Here is a 16,065-nt window from a genome sequence, read left to right on the forward strand (position 1 = left end):
AGGCGGTTGGCTATCTTGCCGTCCCAACAAAGTGTCCGTCCGCCTCGCCGTCCTTAGTGAATCTTGGACAGACGCAAAAGCCTCCCGGTGAGCTGCGGGTTGGACACATGACCTTTGGTGCTCCCGACGGCAGTTCGGAAGCATTCACGAGGCATTGCGATTTAGGTTTTGGATCCTGCGACGCACCCTTAGCGAACACGGCTGTATCAGCGCCGGCCAGCATTAAATCAATAAGGACGCCTTGAAGGAAGCTCATGCGTGGTCCTTATAGCGGTGGCAATCAATTGAGCGGTTCTTCAACGGATCGAGCAACATCATCGGATAGCGACGCGCTACGGCAAATTTACCGCCAACTGCCTCGCTCTTCCAGTTCGCTAATCAGGCTATGGCTCAGCGCTAAACTAAATAAGTCCTATCCTAGATTGATGCCGCGGAACCTGTGGGGGAGCTTTGCTTCATTCCTCGCGCCGATAAGTATTCTGCTGCGTCTGTGTCTCGCGAATTTCTTGGTAACTCGTCGCTTCATCTATGAGACGCTTCGTGCATGAGCGTGCGAGCTGCTTAGCGATAATTTGGGCGCGGTTGGCGATGTCGTGCTGAGTGGCTTTTAGGACTCCAGCATGTTGTGCGCGCGCAAAGACATCGCAGACCTTTGGGAGGAAGTTCGGCGCGTACCCGAACGCCTTAACGCCCTGCTTGGTGCGGAATTCGATCTGGTCGGCCATCGCGAAAAGGTCTTCGCCGATAAAAGGCTTGAGACTCTGCACTGTCAAAAAAGCAGGGAGATTGGGGCCGCTCCTGTAATACTGACGTCCTTTGGGCGGGCGAATGCGGCCTAGGCCCACCATGAAGCCACTCTGAGTGATCACGCGCTGCCCGTTGTCGAGGACCGCAACCTCGATCTCGATGGTTCCGAATTGAAGGACTCCTTCATGCGTCGCTTGCGGCAAGTGTCTCGCCCAGCGGGCTTTAGCGGCCTTCCGAGCTATTTCCCTGCGCTCGTCATGTGATAGGGCGGCTGCCCTTGCAGCGCCGCCAGCGGCTCGGGCGGGAACTCCCCACTGGACTTTCCACCGCGTTCTCCGCCGCGCGTGGTCGAGGTCCAAACTTACTTTTCTACGCGTATTCATACTTCAGCAATATGGTCAGATCAGAAAATTGCAAGCGCGGCGTGGCCGCAAAATGGGCTCGGTGAAGCGAAGCAATTACGCGGCGAGCAACTCCGGATCATTTAGTATGGCCTTGACACGTTCTGGTGACGAGCACTGCCAGACTGCTGTACAAAATGCCCTCAGCATCATGTCTCTGCACCGAATTTGTGGAACCGGCGGAAACGTTGACGCGAGAGCTTGGGCGACACTTAGTGCCTGGTAGATATTTCGTTCCTGGTAGAGCTTCGGACCACAGAGGCCTCCCAGCAATCCGCCCCAAAAGTTATGCTTGTGCGAACGCACCAATACGCCCTTCTTGCCCACCGAGATCCAGCAGGCGTCTCCGCTCTCCAGTATGATGGTCGCATCGTGGCCAAATTTTTCGTTGATGTAGAGCAGGCGCGGCATCACTCGTCACTCTTAGCTTTCCTACTTTTAGCTTTTTTGCATTTTCGGAAATTTCACTTAATCGAAGGGGCCCGTTCCTTATAACTTTAGGCCCTGATCAGGGCCACTGATTGCTTGCTCCGAGTCTATGAGCCCCGCGGATCGCTTGTAGCTTAGGAGGGCGAGGCTTGTCTCATTTCAGATCTCATTCCAAAGTCATAACGGGGATGGCGTCGGATGGCTTGAACTTGGCCGGATTCGCCAGCACAATGGTCTTTGAATTCATCTCCGAATTTCCAATCCGAACAAGAACATAGGGAAGACGCCCGTGGGACATGGAATGAAGGCCGCGATTGCGCTGACAGTCGCGCTGTGCGGCACCCCGGCATTCGCCGGCTGGGAGCCGGCAAAGCCGGTCGAGATCGTGGTGGCGGCGGGTGCGGGCGGCGCCTCCGACCAGATGGCGCGGATGATGCAGGCCGCGATCCAGAAGAACAATCTGATGAAGCAGCCGATCGTCGTCTCGCTCAAGGGGGGCGCCTCGGGTGCGGAAGCGCTGATGTACATGAAGTCCAGCGAGGGCGATCCGAACAAGGTGCTGATCGCCTATTCGCTGATCTACATGCTGCCGCTGTCGGCTAAGATCCCCTTCAACTGGCGTGAGCTGACCCCGGTTTCGGTGGTCGCGCTCGACCAGTTCGTGCTCTGGGACAACAGCGCCGGCCCCAAGACGGTGAAGGAGTTCGTCGCGGCCGCGAAGGCGGCGAGCGCGCCGTTCAAGATGGGTGGCACCGGCTCCAAGCGCGAGGATCATGTGTTGACGGTCTTCCTCGAGCAGAAGACCGGCGCAAAATTCTCCTATCTGCCGTACAAGTCCGGCGGAGAGGCCGCGACCCAGCTGGTCGGCAACCACACCGAAGCCAACGTCAACAATCCATCCGAAAATCTCGAAGTCTGGCGCGCCGGCCAGGTGCGTCCGCTCTGCGTGTTCGACAAGGAGCGCATCTCCTACACCAGCAAGGTGACGGACACCCAGTCCTGGGCCGATATCCCCACCTGCAAGGAGGAGGGGGTCGACGTGCAATATCTGATGCTGCGCGCGATGTTCCTGCCCGGCAAGGTGACGGCCGAGCAGCAGGCGTTCTATGTCGAGCTGTTCCACAAGGTGACGCAGACTGCCGAGTACAAGGACTACATGGAGAAGCAGGCGCTGAAGCCGATCTTCCTCACCGGCAAGGACATGGTGCAGTTCCTCGAGGAGGACGATGCCATCAACAAGTCGCTGATGACCGAAGCCGGATTCGTCGCGAAGTAGTCGTCTCTCTCTCCCTCTTCTCCCTCTCCCCGTCCTTACGGGGAGAGGGCTGGGGTGAGGGGCTCTCTCCGCGAGTCCGACTCTCACGGTCCCTGTGGAGACTCCCCCTCACCCCAACCCTCTCCCCGCACGCCGGGAGCGGGGGAATTGAACGCACTCTGGCCCAAACAGAGCATGTCCCAAACCGAACTTGAAATCGTCGTTGACGATCCGACCGCGCCTGAAGACGACTCGCCTTCCGTCGTCTCGTCCGGCACGATCGAGATCGTCGTCTGTCTCCTGCTGCTCGCGCTGGCCGTCACGCTCGGCTACGACAATTGGCGCACCGGCGCGTCCTGGGATTCGACCGGGCCCGAACCCGGTTATTTTCCTTTCTATCTCTCGGTCATCCTCGGCGGCGGCAGCCTCTACGGCCTGATCGTGGCGCTGCTGGCGCGGCATGCGGCGTCCGGAACCTTCGTCACGCGCGCGCAGGCCCGCCGCGTCATGGCGGTGTTCGTGCCGACGCTGCTGTTCTGCCTCGTGATGCAGTTCCTCGGCCTCTATGTCGCGAGCTTCCTCCTGATCTCGGGCTTCATGCGCTTCGTCGGCAAGATCGCGCTGTGGAAGTCGCTGCTCACCGCTCTTGTGTTCACGGCGATCATGTTCGTCACATTCGATGTCGCCTTCGACGTCATCATGCCGAAAGGGCCGCTCGAAGCGGCCTTCGGCCGCTAGGCGGTCCCGCGATGGAAGCTTTCGGTCTCCTGCTTCACGGCTTTGCCGTCCTGCTGACGTGGAAGACGCTCGTGCTGATGATGGTCGGGCTGGTGCTCGGCATCTTCGTCGGCGTGCTGCCGGGCCTCGGTGGCCCCAACGGCGTTGCGATCCTGCTGCCGCTCACCTTCACGATGGATCCGACTTCGGCGATCGTGATGCTGTCCTGCATCTATTGGGGCGCGCTGTTCGGCGGCGCGATCACCTCGATCCTGTTCAACATCCCCGGCGAAGCCTGGTCGGTCGCGACCACTTTCGACGGCTATCCGATGGCGCAGCAGGGCAGGGCCGCGGAGGCGCTGACCGCGGCGTTCACCTCCTCCTTCATCGGCTCGCTGGTGGCGGTGCTGCTGATCACGTTCCTCGCGCCGATGATCTCGTCCTTTGCGCTGAAGTTCGGCCCGCCTGAGTTTTTCGCGGTTTATCTGCTAACATTCTGCTCGTTCGTCGGATTGGGGCGCGAGGCCAAGCACAAGACGGTCATCTCGATGTCGCTGGGGCTGCTGCTCGCCGGCATCGGCATGGATACCGTGTCGGGCAATCTCCGCATGACCTTCGGCTCGCCGGAGCTGCTCCGCGGCATCAACTTCCTGGTCGCCGTGATCGGCCTGTTCGGCATCAGCGAGATCTTGCTGACGATGGAGGAGCGACTGGCGCTGCGCGGGCACGCCGCCAGCATTTCGCTCCGCGTCGTGCTCGGCGTCTGGAAGGATCTGCCGAAATACTGGGCCACGCTGCTGCGCTCCTCCTTCATCGGCTGCTGGCTCGGCATCACCCCTGGCGGCGCGATCGCGGCCTCCTTCATGGGCTACAACCTCGCCAAGCGCTTCGCCAAGGATCCCGAAAGTTTCGGCAAGGGCCGCATCGAGGGCGTGTTCGCCCCTGAGACGGCGGCGCATGCGTCAGGTACCTCCGCGCTGCTGCCGATGCTGGCACTCGGCATTCCCGGCTCCGGCACCGCGGCGATCCTGCTCGGCGGCCTGATGGTGTGGGGGCTCAATCCGGGGCCGCTGCTGTTCGTCGAGCACAAGGACTTCGTCTGGGGCCTGATCGCCTCGATGTATCTCGGCAATGTCGTCGGCCTCGTGCTGGTGCTGACGACGGTGCCGATCTTCGCCTCGATCCTGCGCGTGCCGTTTGCCGCGGTGGCGCCAATGATCGTGGTGTCCTGCGCGATCGGCGCCTACGCGATCCAGAACGCGATGTTCGACATCTGGCTGATGCTGGGCTTCGGCATCGTCGGCTACGTCTTCAAGAAGATCGGCATTCCGTTGGCCCCGTTCACCCTCGCGCTCGTGCTCGGCAACCGTGCCGAGGATGCCTTCCGCCTGTCGATGATCGGCTCCGGCGGCGACCTCAAGGTGTTCTGGTCGAACGGCCTGGTCGGCTCGATCACCACGCTGGCGATCATGCTGTTGTTCTGGCCGATGATCGACGGGCTTCTCACGCGCTTGGGACGAAGGCAGCGGAGCTAAGGCCACGGAAGCTTTAGGCAGATAATCTTCGCGGTGGTCTCAGGGCTTGGCCTTGAAGTTGGTTTGCTAACGGTGTTGAGCGCGAGACCGCGGTCGGCCTTCGATGAATGCTCCGGGTTATGAGGGGCGCTAAAATTTTGACGGACCGAGCTAGTAGAAAATCGGTGGTTCAGTTTTCGGTTCGCAAATCTCGTTCACTATAGCCTCCGCAAAAACGAACTTTGTGTTACGCGGAGGCTCGACGGTCTTTGTCGGCAGTAAGGGGGCCCGGTCGCTTATGATGTAAATGGGCACGTATGGCGTATGCCACCGGGCGATGATCTCGCCACAAGCGGTACATGAGAACTGCCCCGTCTCAGACCTGGCAACGCAGGTAAGCGGATTGGCATGCCGGGCAGACCGTGTGAGAGACATTTCGACTGGTCATGTTCCCGTTTCCTCTGTTCTGCGCTCGAGCAACGAGGGGCGATCACGTTCAAGGCACGCTCGGTCCTTGCCTGACTTTGACAAGCTCAATCCAATGAAAATAACAATCAACAGAAACTATCCCGACCTAATTCTCGCTTTTTCTCCCGAATATCGCTGTTTGACATGCGGCCCTGTTTAAATAGCATTGGAGGGCGCAACTCTCAGTTCCGCCCGAAAGTCCGCCGGCTCGGCCATTCCCCAAGAGTTGCCCCAATGGGTCGGCGGACTGAGGTGGTCGTACGTGGCCTTCCCCTCAACGACGTGCCCGGGACTCCCAACGCGCATCGCTGCTAAAAAGCCTGCGCGCTTCTCCCTGATGAGTTCGCGGTCCTACAGGGATCGAACCGACGGGTCTACTTTGACGGAAACCGAAAGGTTGATGAAGCGCCTGTCCGCTTAGATCTAAGAGAACCCGCATTCTTAGTTGGGTAGCGCGGCTGACAGTCACTGCCGGATTTAATGGAAGCTTTTCGCAAGTGCAGCAATCATTCCGGCAAATGCGAGTTGCGAACCCACGCCAAATAATCCCGTCAACGCGCGCTTAGAGTGTATCCACCAATGAAAGCGTTGGAGCGCGCGAAGTAAGCCACGAGGGTAAAGGGTGTGAACGAATTGCAAGGCGTCCGGCAGCATCGCGGTGAAGGCGCCGATCGCAATCGTCCAAATTGATCCTGCCGTTGCAAACATCCAAAGCGCTAGGCCGAGTCCGGCGCACGCATCAATTCCGATAATTGCAAAATCCGTCAGCGTCGCGCTGCTGAAGGACAGGCCGCGATTGTTAGCACCTTTGCCTAGACTTATTGAGCGAAGTGGATAATCCCAGTGCGGAATTGCATCAATTGCAAAATGGCTTGCGAACCCCGCGATCGCCGCGGCTGCCGGATGTGATGGAACCAGGCTGGCGATCGCGCCACCGACGATTGCATGGGTGCTCAAAATCATCTGATTATCTATATACTTCCGGGACGCGTGGCATTGGGAACGATGGCATGATTGGCTTGATCACGTCGTTGTCCTCTGAGGTGCAGTGGTTTGGCCCGAGAAAGCATCCTCGGACCCACCATGGCAAAGAGGACGTTAGAGGTGATTGGCCGACGATAGGCCTTCGGATCGACACCGATCTTTGTTTCAACGAACGGCTGTTGGAGTCCCGAAAGTGCAGCGACGGGAAGCTGCGAGGCGGGATCGTCGTTCCCTTATCCTAAAGGAGATACTATCGACGAAAATGGCAGTGAAGAAGCACCCCACAACCATCAAGCCGGTAAAGACGGCCAGGAGCCAATTTTGGATCATCTTCGACCATGTCCTCGTTTGACGCTCGCCTTTAAGAGCAGCGAGAGCTTGGGCCGTCAAGTCTGACAGGCGCTGGGAAATGTTCTCTCTGAACTCATACCGCCTTAGCGTCCCTGAGCCCTGCGATCTCGTCCCCGAACTCCTTTAAAACCGGGTTGGTCTGCTTGCCGGATTCCGGCGGCCACACCATCCTCCTCGGTGTGCGTGACAACGTCAAAGGTTGGCCGACCAGGCGGATGTGGCGATCTTCGTCGTTCGCCAACCTGGTCGATGCTGAGATGCCTGACCTGGGCGTCCTCGAACATCTGGTCGCTGGCTTAGATCGGCCCGCAGGGCACGCCGCGTTGAGCGGGCAGGGGCTATCGCGTAGTCGGGATGGGGCATAGAGCTCCGGTTCGCCGATCACCTGGGCGCAATCGCTACCCCGGTCGTGGCTAGCTGATGTAGCCGTCAGGGGTCTTGAACGGGAACCTTGGGGTGTTCTGGTCGAACGGCCTAGTCGGCTCGAGCACGGCGCTCGAGATCGTGCTGCTGTTCTGGCCGGTGGTCGACGGCCTTGCTCGGCCGGGTCGGCTGGGGGCCGGCGAGGCAAAGCGGTTGCACCATGAAAAGTCATCTTAATCAGTATTTTAGCTTCATTGCGTCGCCGTAGTCCAGTCGCTGAGGCCTAGTGGTTGTTCCCAAATGTTGCTGTTGTGCGACAGCTTAGGCCAGCGTTGACCATTATGCTCCCCGTGGCTTTCTTAATTTCTCACGGGGCATTGCGATGAAGCAGATTGTGATGGGAATTGTGGCGGCATCGTTGGTCGCGACTAGCGCAGTGGCCGCTGATCTGGCAGCGAAACCCTATGTGAAGGCCCCGGCCGTCGTTGATCCGGTCTGGAGCTGGACCGGCTTCTATGCCGGATTGAACGCCGGATATAGCTGGGGAAGGGCGGAGACGACCGTAGCGCCGATCGCACTGCCGTTCCCGGCTCCACAGTTCGGTTTGTTCGGTCAGAATGTCGACGGCTGGCTAGCCGGCGGACAGCTGGGCTACAACTGGCAGGTGGATCCGAAATGGGTCGTCGGCCTCGAGGGCGACATTCAAGCAACAGGCGAGCGGTCGTCGCGGACGGTGACGACGACGAGCGCGCGTTACGGTTCGAACATCATCGGCATCCCGGGCGGTGCAGATTTTAACTCCATTGCCACATTGACTGGTAATCTTTCCTATGACCTGCAATGGTTCGCGACGTTTCGCGGGCGCGTCGGCGTTCTCTCGGATCCACAGACCCTGTGGTACGCGACCGGTGGTCTCGCTGTCGGCGAGTTCAAGTATTCGTCGGCGACCGCCCTTGGAATCCAGGTCTTCGGACCGGGCCTCGGCGGCACCACTCCGCTCGGCGCGTTCAACTTCCCGATCGGGGCCGGGGTGACTAGCACCGACACCCGAATTGGCTGGACGGTGGGTGCGGGCGTCGAGCGCAAGTTCACCCGGAACTGGTCGGCCAAGCTCGAATATCTCTATATGGATTTCGGGAGTAAGACTTACTTTGTGGGAACCGCCAACCAGGCGGACGTAAGCTTCCGCGATCACGTGCTGCGCGCCGGCTTCAACTATGCCTTCACTCCAACGCCCGTTGTTGCGAAATACTGAGCTGCGCAGGCGCGAAACCGCCTCAATGCCCGCCAATCTTGGCGGGCATTGTCATTTCTGTCTTGCTTCCGCTTTCCTGAACTTTCGTATTCGCGTCCGCGCCGAAGCCGAAGTCCTTCAGCACCTCGCCTAATCGCGGCATTCCGGCGGTCGCGCCACCACAGCTAGGCGGCGTGGTCGCTTGAAACCAGGTTTCTTCAGCTCGACGCAAGTCTCCGAGCGAACCCCGGGAAGGTGTCGCCAAGCTCGACGCACATGCACCCTCATGATAATTTGGTCCTCCGACTCATGCGTGGTGCTTAGTGATGAAGGAAGCTCCATTTCAAGCGAAGGGATTGCTGCTGACCTACGGAACGAGATTTGTAGGTGGCATGGCTGCCCTCGCCGCAAGCCTTCTTAGTTCATCCTGTGTGAGTTCTGACGAAATTTCTTCGAGACCAAGAGTTGCGACTGGTGCTCCTTGGGCCCGAGATCTCAACGAGCCGCCGCCTAGCCGACCGCCAGCACGTAGGCCTGACTAGGTCTCGCAACGCAAGAACACCATATATCGATCTGACTTATGCGGTAGGTTAGGTCGCCGTCCAAAATGAAATCGACCAGAATGCTTCGCGCCAGGATGCGGGAGTCTGATCGTCTGTACATCGCTCCAATCGGCCCTTTTCTCTGTCGCGGAACCTCCCGTTTCGAGGTATGCAAAAATGAATGGCGAAGTATGGGAGCGTTTGGCGGTTTTGTGTGGACCCAGCCTTGCAGGCTTTACAACCTATGAGCTTTTGTCCGAGACGATAGGTAGGCGTGGAACCGAGCAAACCGAGCAAACAATAAGCGTTTTCAGCTTTTGGTTTTCGGAGGTTTGTTTAACCTCATAGATCGTTGGAAAGCTAGGCGTCTGCCGCTTGTGTGTCCACGCTGTCTCGAGCCGGCCTCAGAGCGGCTCTCGCGCGGCGGCAACGGTTACTAGGTGAAAAGAAGCTGCATTGCGACGCGTGCGGTATAGCCCACGACATCGCAGGATGGCGACTAGCAGCGGACTATCAGAAGAGCCGCGATAGCGTCCCGTTTCTGGCTAGAAATTGAAGACTTGTTACTCCAGACAGTGCGAGTTTTCCGCCGCGATCAATTGGTTCGTTCTAAATTCAGCGGAAAAATACAGCGTTCGCAGGGCTGGTGATGATGCCGAGCACTGGCCATTCTGCTGAGAGATCCTTTAGGCAAGCAACGTCGATCTGGTACGTAGTCGACTTGCTCGCCCCGATGGTCGACGTCATCCAAACAGCGGCATGCCACCCGCCCACCCAAGGCTGCGTCAAGAAGAGCGCTTATACCATTTGCCTTGTCCCATGGAGAAACAAGCTTCGTCGCTGTCCTGCGAACAGGCTCTCGCGTTTGCAAATGCGCTTGAAGCGAGTTTTCCTGATCTGTCTGGAATCCAAGTTCCGGCGGCCGGTTAACTAGGAACGATTCCGTGACCCGCGTTCTCGGAATAGAAAGCGCGCATTCCATTCTGGTCTTCTGTTCTTCTCGATAGCGATCGTCCGGCAGATTCGTCATTCTGCTGGATGATCCTCCCTGCGGCAAGACTAACGCCAATCACATAGATCCAGCCCGGCACAAAATCGAACAGGTGCGAGTTGAATAGCGAGCTGACTACGTTCTGTACCACGACAATGAAGCCAAGCCATGGATAAAAGCCGGCACCCCGAAAAAGGCTAAGATGACCAATCCACATTGAGTACAAGGCGACACACCCGATTAGTCCCCACTGCACTGCTACGCTGAGAGATTGATTGTGTGGATTGCTGATCGTCTCCGCGCCAAGCCCAGTTTGCCCCAGTGCGGCGCGATCGAATAACATTTGGGTAGATCCTGTGCCGTGCCCGACGACAGGAGCTTCTCGAACGAACCCCACAGACTTGCGCCAATACTCGAGTCGCAATCCAGCAGAGGTTATATCATTGCCGGCGCCGTACTTTGAATATTCGAGCAGGATACTATTCGTTCGATTTTGTAGATTGGGTGAGGCAAACCACGCGGACCCCGCAAGCAATAAGCTAAATGCAATCGCTCCATAAAAAAGTGAGCGCGGCAAATAAAACGCTCCGAAAACAAACAGCATGATTGGCACATATATTAGAGCTGTCCGAGCGAGGACCACGAAAGTCAGATTGGCAAGAAATACAATTGATAGCGCGAGCAGAGGCAACGCCAAATGGGTCCTTCCGTCTTTGATTAACTCAGAAATTGGCCAAGCTAAAACCACAGCGCACAACGCAAACGATTGGCTTTGATCGATGTAATTCTTTACAGGGACACCGGGCTGCAAACTTGCCGTCGGGGTGAGATTCGGCACAAACGCTGTGACCCACGACAAGGCAAGGAGAACAGTGCAAGATCCAAGGAATGCCAAGAGTATCCAAAATGAGCGCGATGACTCTCGAAAGTAGTATATTAGGAACGGCATCATAAGAAACTTTAGCGTGGGATTTACGCCTCGTAGTCGAGCGGTCCAAGAGACGTCAGTCGCCCACAGAGTGCCTATCACGGCTATCGCAAATAGGGCCACCGCAAAACCCGCTCTGGAACGGCCTACTAAATAAGCAAGTTCTTCGAGGCGGATCCTTGGGAACACGCTAAGTACCCAGAGAGCGCTGAAGATTGAGGTGACGGTTGTAGACCACGGTAGCGATGCGACCGCGATCACGGCGAGAACATCGCTAGTTGTTGTTGAGCTCAAGAGCGTCGGAAAGCGCCGGAAATCTCGGACCCAACTGTACCACTTCTTGTCTACCGTAAATGAGCTAAGCTCGCTGTCCATAGTCCCTCGATTGGTTTGCATGGCAACGCGCTTCCAAGCGCGCTCAAGATCGCAGCTCAAGCAAGAGAGCGCCTCAGACGATAAAAGCTCTTCTTAAGCTTGCGATCTCGTCGGGCCCGAAGCCGAACTCCTTCAGCACCTCGTCGGTCTGCTCGCCGAATTCCGGCGGCCGCGCCACCATCCTGCTCGGCGTGCGCGACAGCGTCACGGGCTGGCCGACCAGGCGGATGTGGCGGTCCTCGTCGTTCGGCACGTCCTGCGCAATGCCAAGATGCTTGACCTGCGCGTCCTCGAACATCTGGTCGATGGCGTAGATAGGCCCGCAGGGCACGCCGGCCTCGTTGAGCTCGCGGACCCAGGTCTCGGTCGGCTTCGTCACGGTGCGCTTCTCGATCTCGGCGTTGAGCGCGTCGCGGTTCTTGGAGCGGGCAGGGGCGGTCGCATAGTCGGGATGAGCATAGAGCTCCGGCGCGCCGATCGCCTGCACACAGCGCTCCCAGATCCGCCCGCCCGTGGTGGCGATGTTGATGTAGCCGTCCGAGGTCTTGAACACGCCGGTCGGGATGCTGGTCGGATGGTTGTTGCCAGCCTGCTTGGCGACCTCTTTCTCCATCAGCCAGCGCGCGGCCTGGAAGTCGAGCATGAAGATCTGAGCCTGCAGCAGCGAGGTCTGCACCCACTGGCCTTTGCCCGACACCTCGCGCTCGAGCAGCGCGGTGAGGATGCCCATGGCGCAGAACAGTCCGGCGCTGAGGTCGGCGACCGGAATGCCGACCCGCATCGGTCCTTCGCCCGGCGCGCCGGTGATCGACATCAGCCCACCCATGCCTTGCGCGATCTGATCGAAGCCCGGCCGCTTGTGGTAGGGACCGTCCTGGCCGAAGCCGGAGATGCTGCCGTAGACGATACGCGGATTGACTTGGCACAGGCTGTCATAGTCGATGCCGAGCTTCTTCTTAACGTCAGGCCGGAAATTCTCGACCACGACGTCGGCCTTGACGGCGAGGCGCTTGAACACGGCAAGCCCGCGCTCGTCCTTCAGGTTCAGCGTCATCGCTCGCTTGTTGCGGTGCAAATTCTGGAAGTCGGAGCCCTGCCGCGGCCCGCCCGGCTGCTCGCCACCGGCATCCTTGGTCAGCGCGTCGATCTTGATCACGTTAGCGCCCCAGTCCGCGAGCTGCCGCACGCAGGTGGGGCCGGAGCGGACGCGGGTCAGATCGAGCACGGTGAAGCGCGACAGGGCTTCCGAGGCATGCGGAAAAGGCATCTTGAATGGCTCCGGGACAGATTGCGGGTCTACCATAGTGCCGAAAGACGATGCGACAAGCCGGCCCGGCGCCGGTGCCGCCTGCCGAAATGCCATGCCTGACGCGGTGTCCGAGCGATTCAGCGCGGCAGGCGCTTCAACTCGGCGCGTGCCTGTTCGGCCAGGGGATCATCGCCGTGGCGCGCAATGAAGAGCTCGAGCGCCTCCCGCGTTCCCTGGCGGCGCGCGGCTTCGTATTCCTCTGCCACCGCAACGGCGGGATCGCGGGCCATCGGCATGGTGGGCGCACGCGCCGCCTTGCCGCTGTCGTCCGCCTTGGCCTTCTCCACCATGACAGGCAGTCCTCCGAAGGGTTGATGACCCAGTCCGGCAAGCGCCATCAAGGCGCCAAACAGACCGGCTATGAGTGAACGTCGCTTCATGAAACCCTGCAAACTTTGGTGCCGTGGGAACCGAGACTCTTGTTGCGCTCCGTATGACTACGGGATCTGATGGCTAACACAGTCTTATGGAACAGGGGCAGGCGGAGCTGCCCAATTTAAACCAAACGTTTAACTCTCAAGCTAAAATCATGTGCTTTCGTCCCGAATCGCACGCGACGCGTTGCTTTGGAGAGTCCATTGGCTACCGCTGTTAATGTCAGTGCCACCAACAACGCCGAGATCGACGGCCTGCTGTCCGGCTACAAATGGACCGGCACGATCACCTACAGTTTTCCTGACGCATCCAGCGACTACCCCAATCCCTATTACGGCGGCAGCAGCGAGCCGACCACTTCGGGCTTTGCCTCGGCGCCCACCCAGGTCCAGGCGGCCATCAACTACGCGATTGGGCTGATCCTCAGTTACACCAACGCCGACATCCGGTACGCGGGCACGAACGGCGCGGACATCATGATCGCGCAGTCGCCGGCGGCCAATCCGACCGCCTACGCCTACTATCCCGGCAATTACGCGTCCGGCGGCGACGTCTGGTTCGGCACTCAATATAATTTTTCGCTGGCCAAGCTCGGCAATTATTACTTCACCACCGCGCTGCACGAGCTAGGCCATGCCTTCGGCCTCAAGCACAGCCAGGAGGCCGGCGGCCCCGGCAACGTCGCGGTGCCGAGCGCGCATGACGACAGCGAATACACCGTCATGAGCTATCGCAGCTATGTCGGCGCTTCGACCACGTCCGGCTACACCAACGAAGCGTACGGATATTCGCAGACCTACATGGCCAACGATATCCTCGCGCTGCAGACGATGTACGGCGCGGACTACACGACCCAGAGCGGCAGCACCGTCTACACTTGGAATCCGACCACGGGGCAGGAGTTCATCAACGGTGTCGGGCAGCTCGCGCCGGGCGGCGGCATCGGCGGCTCGGCCGACCGCATCTACGAGACGGTCTGGGATGGCGGCGGCGTCGATACCTACGACCTGTCGAACTACGCGACCAACCTGAGCATTAATCTCAACCCGGGCGCCTCGTCGGTGTTCTCCTCCGTGCAACTGGCCTATCTCGGCAACGGCCATTACGCATCCGGCAACGTCTACAACGCCTATCTCTATAACGGCGACGCTCGCTCCTACATCGACAACGCCATCGGCGGATCCGGCAACGACGCCATCGTCGGCAACGCCATCGCCAACACGCTGAATGGCGGCGGCGGCAACGACACGATCACCGGCGGGGCTGGCAACGACACCATCATCGGCGGAGCGGGGACGGATACGGCGGTTTATTCGGGCAACGAAGCCAATTACGCCATCTCCTACAATTCAACGACGCAGACCTTCAACATCGTGGACCAGCGTTCCGGTTCACCCGACGGGACCGATACGGTGGCGGGTGTGGAGAATTTTCACTTCGGTGATGGAACGATTGCCAGCGCAACGATGATAGGGAATCTGCAGCCTGCAGGAGCGGGTTGGGTTGCCACGATCGAGCAGGACTTTAACAGCGATGGCTATGACGACATCCTTTGGCTTCAGCCATCAACCGGAGACGGGAAAATCGCATACCTCGCCAACGGCACTGTGACTAACTGGGGCCAGTTTGCAACGCCCGGTCAGGGGTGGGTTGCCATAGGTCATGGCGACTACAACCACGACGAGAATATCGATATTCTCTGGCAGAATCAATCAACCGGCTATGCCCGCGAGAGCCTACTTTCGGCGGGTCAAATCACCGCGACGATCGACTTTGGCGTCATGGGCTCCGACTGGCAGCTGATATCCTCGGGCGATTTCAATGGCGATCGAACGGATGACATGCTCTGGCGAAACAAGGCTACAGGCGAGGGAATCGAGTGGTTTCTTCAGAACGGCTTGGCAACCTCCTGGATGAAGTTCGGCGTCATGAGTCCCGATTGGCGCGTGGCCTCAACGATCGACCTCAATCAGGACGGCACGACGGATATTCTCTGGCAGAATACCAATACCGGTGAGGGGCTCGAATGGTTTTGTGAAAATGGTTTCGCGGTAGGCTGGCAAAAGTTCGGGACCATAGGAGCAGGTTGGGATGTCGTCGCAACGGCCGATTTTAACGGCGATAGCCGTGTCGACCTGCTGTGGCAGGACCAAACCAGCGGCCGGCTGGTCGAGTGGTTTGTGAACGATCAGGGATATGCGTTCAACTGGAAAGATCTCGGAACCCCCGACCACAATTGGAAGGTCGCAGGACTGTTAGACCTACATGCCGCTGGCGGGCCGTCGATCTTGATGCAGAATGTAGAGACAGGCGTCACAACCGAAATCTCAAGTGCGCTTGCAGGGTCCGTAAGTTCGTTGGCTTCGCCTTCCGCTTCATCTGGCGCGGTTCAGTCGGCGTCTGCGAGCAATCAGTCGGTCTCGGCCGGCGCCAGCACCAGCAGCGCGTCTCAGCATCCTGCAGACAGCCCACTTTCGCTGCAGGATCATGACGCACTCAATCCTGCGGCTCACTTACACGATTTCATGCTGTTCTAACAATCCCGCGAGCAGCCACTAATGTCCAGCTTCAACTAGAGAGGCACACGGGCTGATCCTTAGCCTAGATCATTGCAGCGGCAAACCCTTCCACGCTAAGGCTGAGACCCGGCTGATGATGTGTTGCTCTCGCCGCTCACGAAGTTTATCCGGGATGGAGCAAGATGCCCGCTTCAATCAGCCCTTCGACCTCCGCCACCTCGCTCGTGCAGGAAACCGCGCCGCGGAAGAGCGTGCTCTCGATCCGCGTTCCCCTTATGCTAGAGTAAAGCTCTCCTGCTGCTGGATCGCCGCGCCACTACCTCTACAAAAATGCAACCCACAATGCGACCGATAGTGAAGCGCATTCAGCTTCGATTTGCATGCCTGACCGCGCAAGTGATGTCAGCCGTTCGCCGCCTCGCGCTCGGGCCGAACGGGACCCAAGACTCAGCCAAGATGCGTTTCTGTGAAATTTGCCTCGCTTCAGCCGCTTGGTTGGACTGGCCCGCTGGTTCGTGGCCGGGATTGGGCCGAAGTCCCTAAAAATGTTCTGCATTCCTCGT

At 58.9% G+C, this 16,065-nt stretch carries 11 protein-coding genes and 1 pseudogene; 5 read left to right on the forward strand and 7 right to left on the reverse strand.

Annotated features, from left to right (window positions below):
- Nucleotides 1-455: 455 nt before the first annotated feature.
- Both BM190_RS28290 and BM190_RS39810 read right to left on the reverse strand, forming a co-directional pair.
- Nucleotides 456-950, reverse strand: coding sequence for a hypothetical protein (locus BM190_RS28290; RefSeq protein ID WP_143109097.1), 495 nt, complete (start codon nt 948-950; stop codon nt 456-458).
- Between the two features lie 255 nt (nt 951-1,205).
- Nucleotides 1,206-1,559, reverse strand: coding sequence for a hypothetical protein (locus tag BM190_RS39810; RefSeq protein ID WP_143109098.1), 354 nt, complete (start codon nt 1,557-1,559; stop codon nt 1,206-1,208).
- A 319-nt stretch (nt 1,560-1,878) separates the two neighbouring features.
- Between BM190_RS39810 and BM190_RS28295 the strand changes: the two genes are divergently transcribed.
- From BM190_RS28295 to BM190_RS28305, 3 genes are all read left to right on the forward strand, one after another.
- Nucleotides 1,879-2,853 carry a Bug family tripartite tricarboxylate transporter substrate binding protein gene (locus BM190_RS28295; RefSeq protein ID WP_177237333.1) on the forward strand — a complete coding sequence of 325 codons (975 nt, stop codon included), beginning with the start codon at nt 1,879-1,881 and terminating at the stop codon, nt 2,851-2,853.
- Nucleotides 2,854-3,027: 174 nt separating this feature from the next.
- Nucleotides 3,028-3,570, forward strand: a complete 543-nt coding sequence (locus BM190_RS28300; protein WP_092260961.1) for a tripartite tricarboxylate transporter TctB family protein — start codon at nt 3,028-3,030, stop codon at nt 3,568-3,570.
- A gap of 11 nt (nt 3,571-3,581) precedes the next feature.
- Entirely contained in the window at nt 3,582-5,084 is a 1,503-nt protein-coding gene (locus BM190_RS28305; protein WP_018322846.1) for a tripartite tricarboxylate transporter permease, read from the forward strand.
- Between the two features lie 924 nt (nt 5,085-6,008).
- Here the strand turns inward: BM190_RS28305 and BM190_RS28310 are convergent.
- Together BM190_RS28310 and BM190_RS41250 are read right to left on the reverse strand one after the other, a co-directional pair.
- Nucleotides 6,009-6,494, reverse strand: coding sequence for a hypothetical protein (locus tag BM190_RS28310; RefSeq protein ID WP_081494182.1), 486 nt, complete (start codon nt 6,492-6,494; stop codon nt 6,009-6,011).
- 445 nt (nt 6,495-6,939) lie between these two features.
- A pseudogene (locus BM190_RS41250) lies at nt 6,940-7,321 on the reverse strand (CoA transferase); the annotation flags it as partial.
- A gap of 290 nt (nt 7,322-7,611) precedes the next feature.
- On the opposite strand from BM190_RS41250, the gene BM190_RS28325 reads away from it, so the two are divergent.
- Nucleotides 7,612-8,484 carry an outer membrane protein gene (locus tag BM190_RS28325; RefSeq protein ID WP_092260965.1) on the forward strand — a complete coding sequence of 291 codons (873 nt, stop codon included), beginning with the start codon at nt 7,612-7,614 and terminating at the stop codon, nt 8,482-8,484.
- 1,447 nt (nt 8,485-9,931) lie between these two features.
- On the opposite strand, the gene BM190_RS28330 is transcribed toward BM190_RS28325, so the two are convergent.
- From BM190_RS28330 to BM190_RS28340, 3 genes are all read right to left on the reverse strand, one after another.
- A complete protein-coding gene (locus BM190_RS28330) occupies nt 9,932-10,834 on the reverse strand; it encodes an O-antigen ligase family protein (RefSeq protein WP_177237334.1) in 903 nt (300 codons plus the stop codon).
- Between the two features lie 538 nt (nt 10,835-11,372).
- The gene (locus BM190_RS28335; protein WP_177237335.1) at nt 11,373-12,566 is read right to left on the reverse strand and encodes a CaiB/BaiF CoA transferase family protein; all 1,194 of its coding nucleotides are present in this window, start codon (nt 12,564-12,566) and stop codon (nt 11,373-11,375) included.
- A 119-nt stretch (nt 12,567-12,685) separates the two neighbouring features.
- On the reverse strand, nt 12,686-12,988 hold the full coding sequence (locus tag BM190_RS28340; RefSeq protein ID WP_092260971.1) for a hypothetical protein: 303 nt from the start codon (nt 12,986-12,988) through the stop codon (nt 12,686-12,688).
- A 198-nt stretch (nt 12,989-13,186) separates the two neighbouring features.
- Here BM190_RS28340 and BM190_RS41255 point away from each other — a divergent pair, with 198 nt between their 5' ends.
- The gene (locus tag BM190_RS41255) at nt 13,187-15,520 is read left to right on the forward strand and encodes an FG-GAP-like repeat-containing protein (protein WP_244550754.1); all 2,334 of its coding nucleotides are present in this window, start codon (nt 13,187-13,189) and stop codon (nt 15,518-15,520) included.
- Nucleotides 15,521-16,065 lie beyond the last annotated feature (545 nt).

Source organism: Bradyrhizobium sp. Rc3b (assembly GCF_900114915.1).
In the GTDB taxonomy this organism is placed as follows: Bacteria; Pseudomonadota; Alphaproteobacteria; order Rhizobiales; family Xanthobacteraceae; genus Bradyrhizobium.

What these genes read in the sequence shown, in the direction of transcription:
- BM190_RS39810 (WP_143109098.1), bottom strand. Translation starts at nt 1,559, where the DNA reads ATGCCGCGCCTGCTCTACATCAACGAAAAATTTGGCCACGATGCGACC.
- BM190_RS28295 (WP_177237333.1), top strand. Translation starts at nt 1,879, where the DNA reads ATGAAGGCCGCGATTGCGCTGACAGTCGCGCTGTGCGGCACCCCGGCA.
- BM190_RS28300 (WP_092260961.1), top strand. Translation starts at nt 3,028, where the DNA reads ATGTCCCAAACCGAACTTGAAATCGTCGTTGACGATCCGACCGCGCCT.
- BM190_RS28305 (WP_018322846.1), top strand. Translation starts at nt 3,582, where the DNA reads ATGGAAGCTTTCGGTCTCCTGCTTCACGGCTTTGCCGTCCTGCTGACG.
- BM190_RS28310 (WP_081494182.1), bottom strand. Translation starts at nt 6,494, where the DNA reads ATGATTTTGAGCACCCATGCAATCGTCGGTGGCGCGATCGCCAGCCTG.
- BM190_RS28325 (WP_092260965.1), top strand. Translation starts at nt 7,612, where the DNA reads ATGAAGCAGATTGTGATGGGAATTGTGGCGGCATCGTTGGTCGCGACT.
- BM190_RS28335 (WP_177237335.1), bottom strand. Translation starts at nt 12,566, where the DNA reads ATGCCTTTTCCGCATGCCTCGGAAGCCCTGTCGCGCTTCACCGTGCTC.
- BM190_RS28340 (WP_092260971.1), bottom strand. Translation starts at nt 12,988, where the DNA reads ATGAAGCGACGTTCACTCATAGCCGGTCTGTTTGGCGCCTTGATGGCG.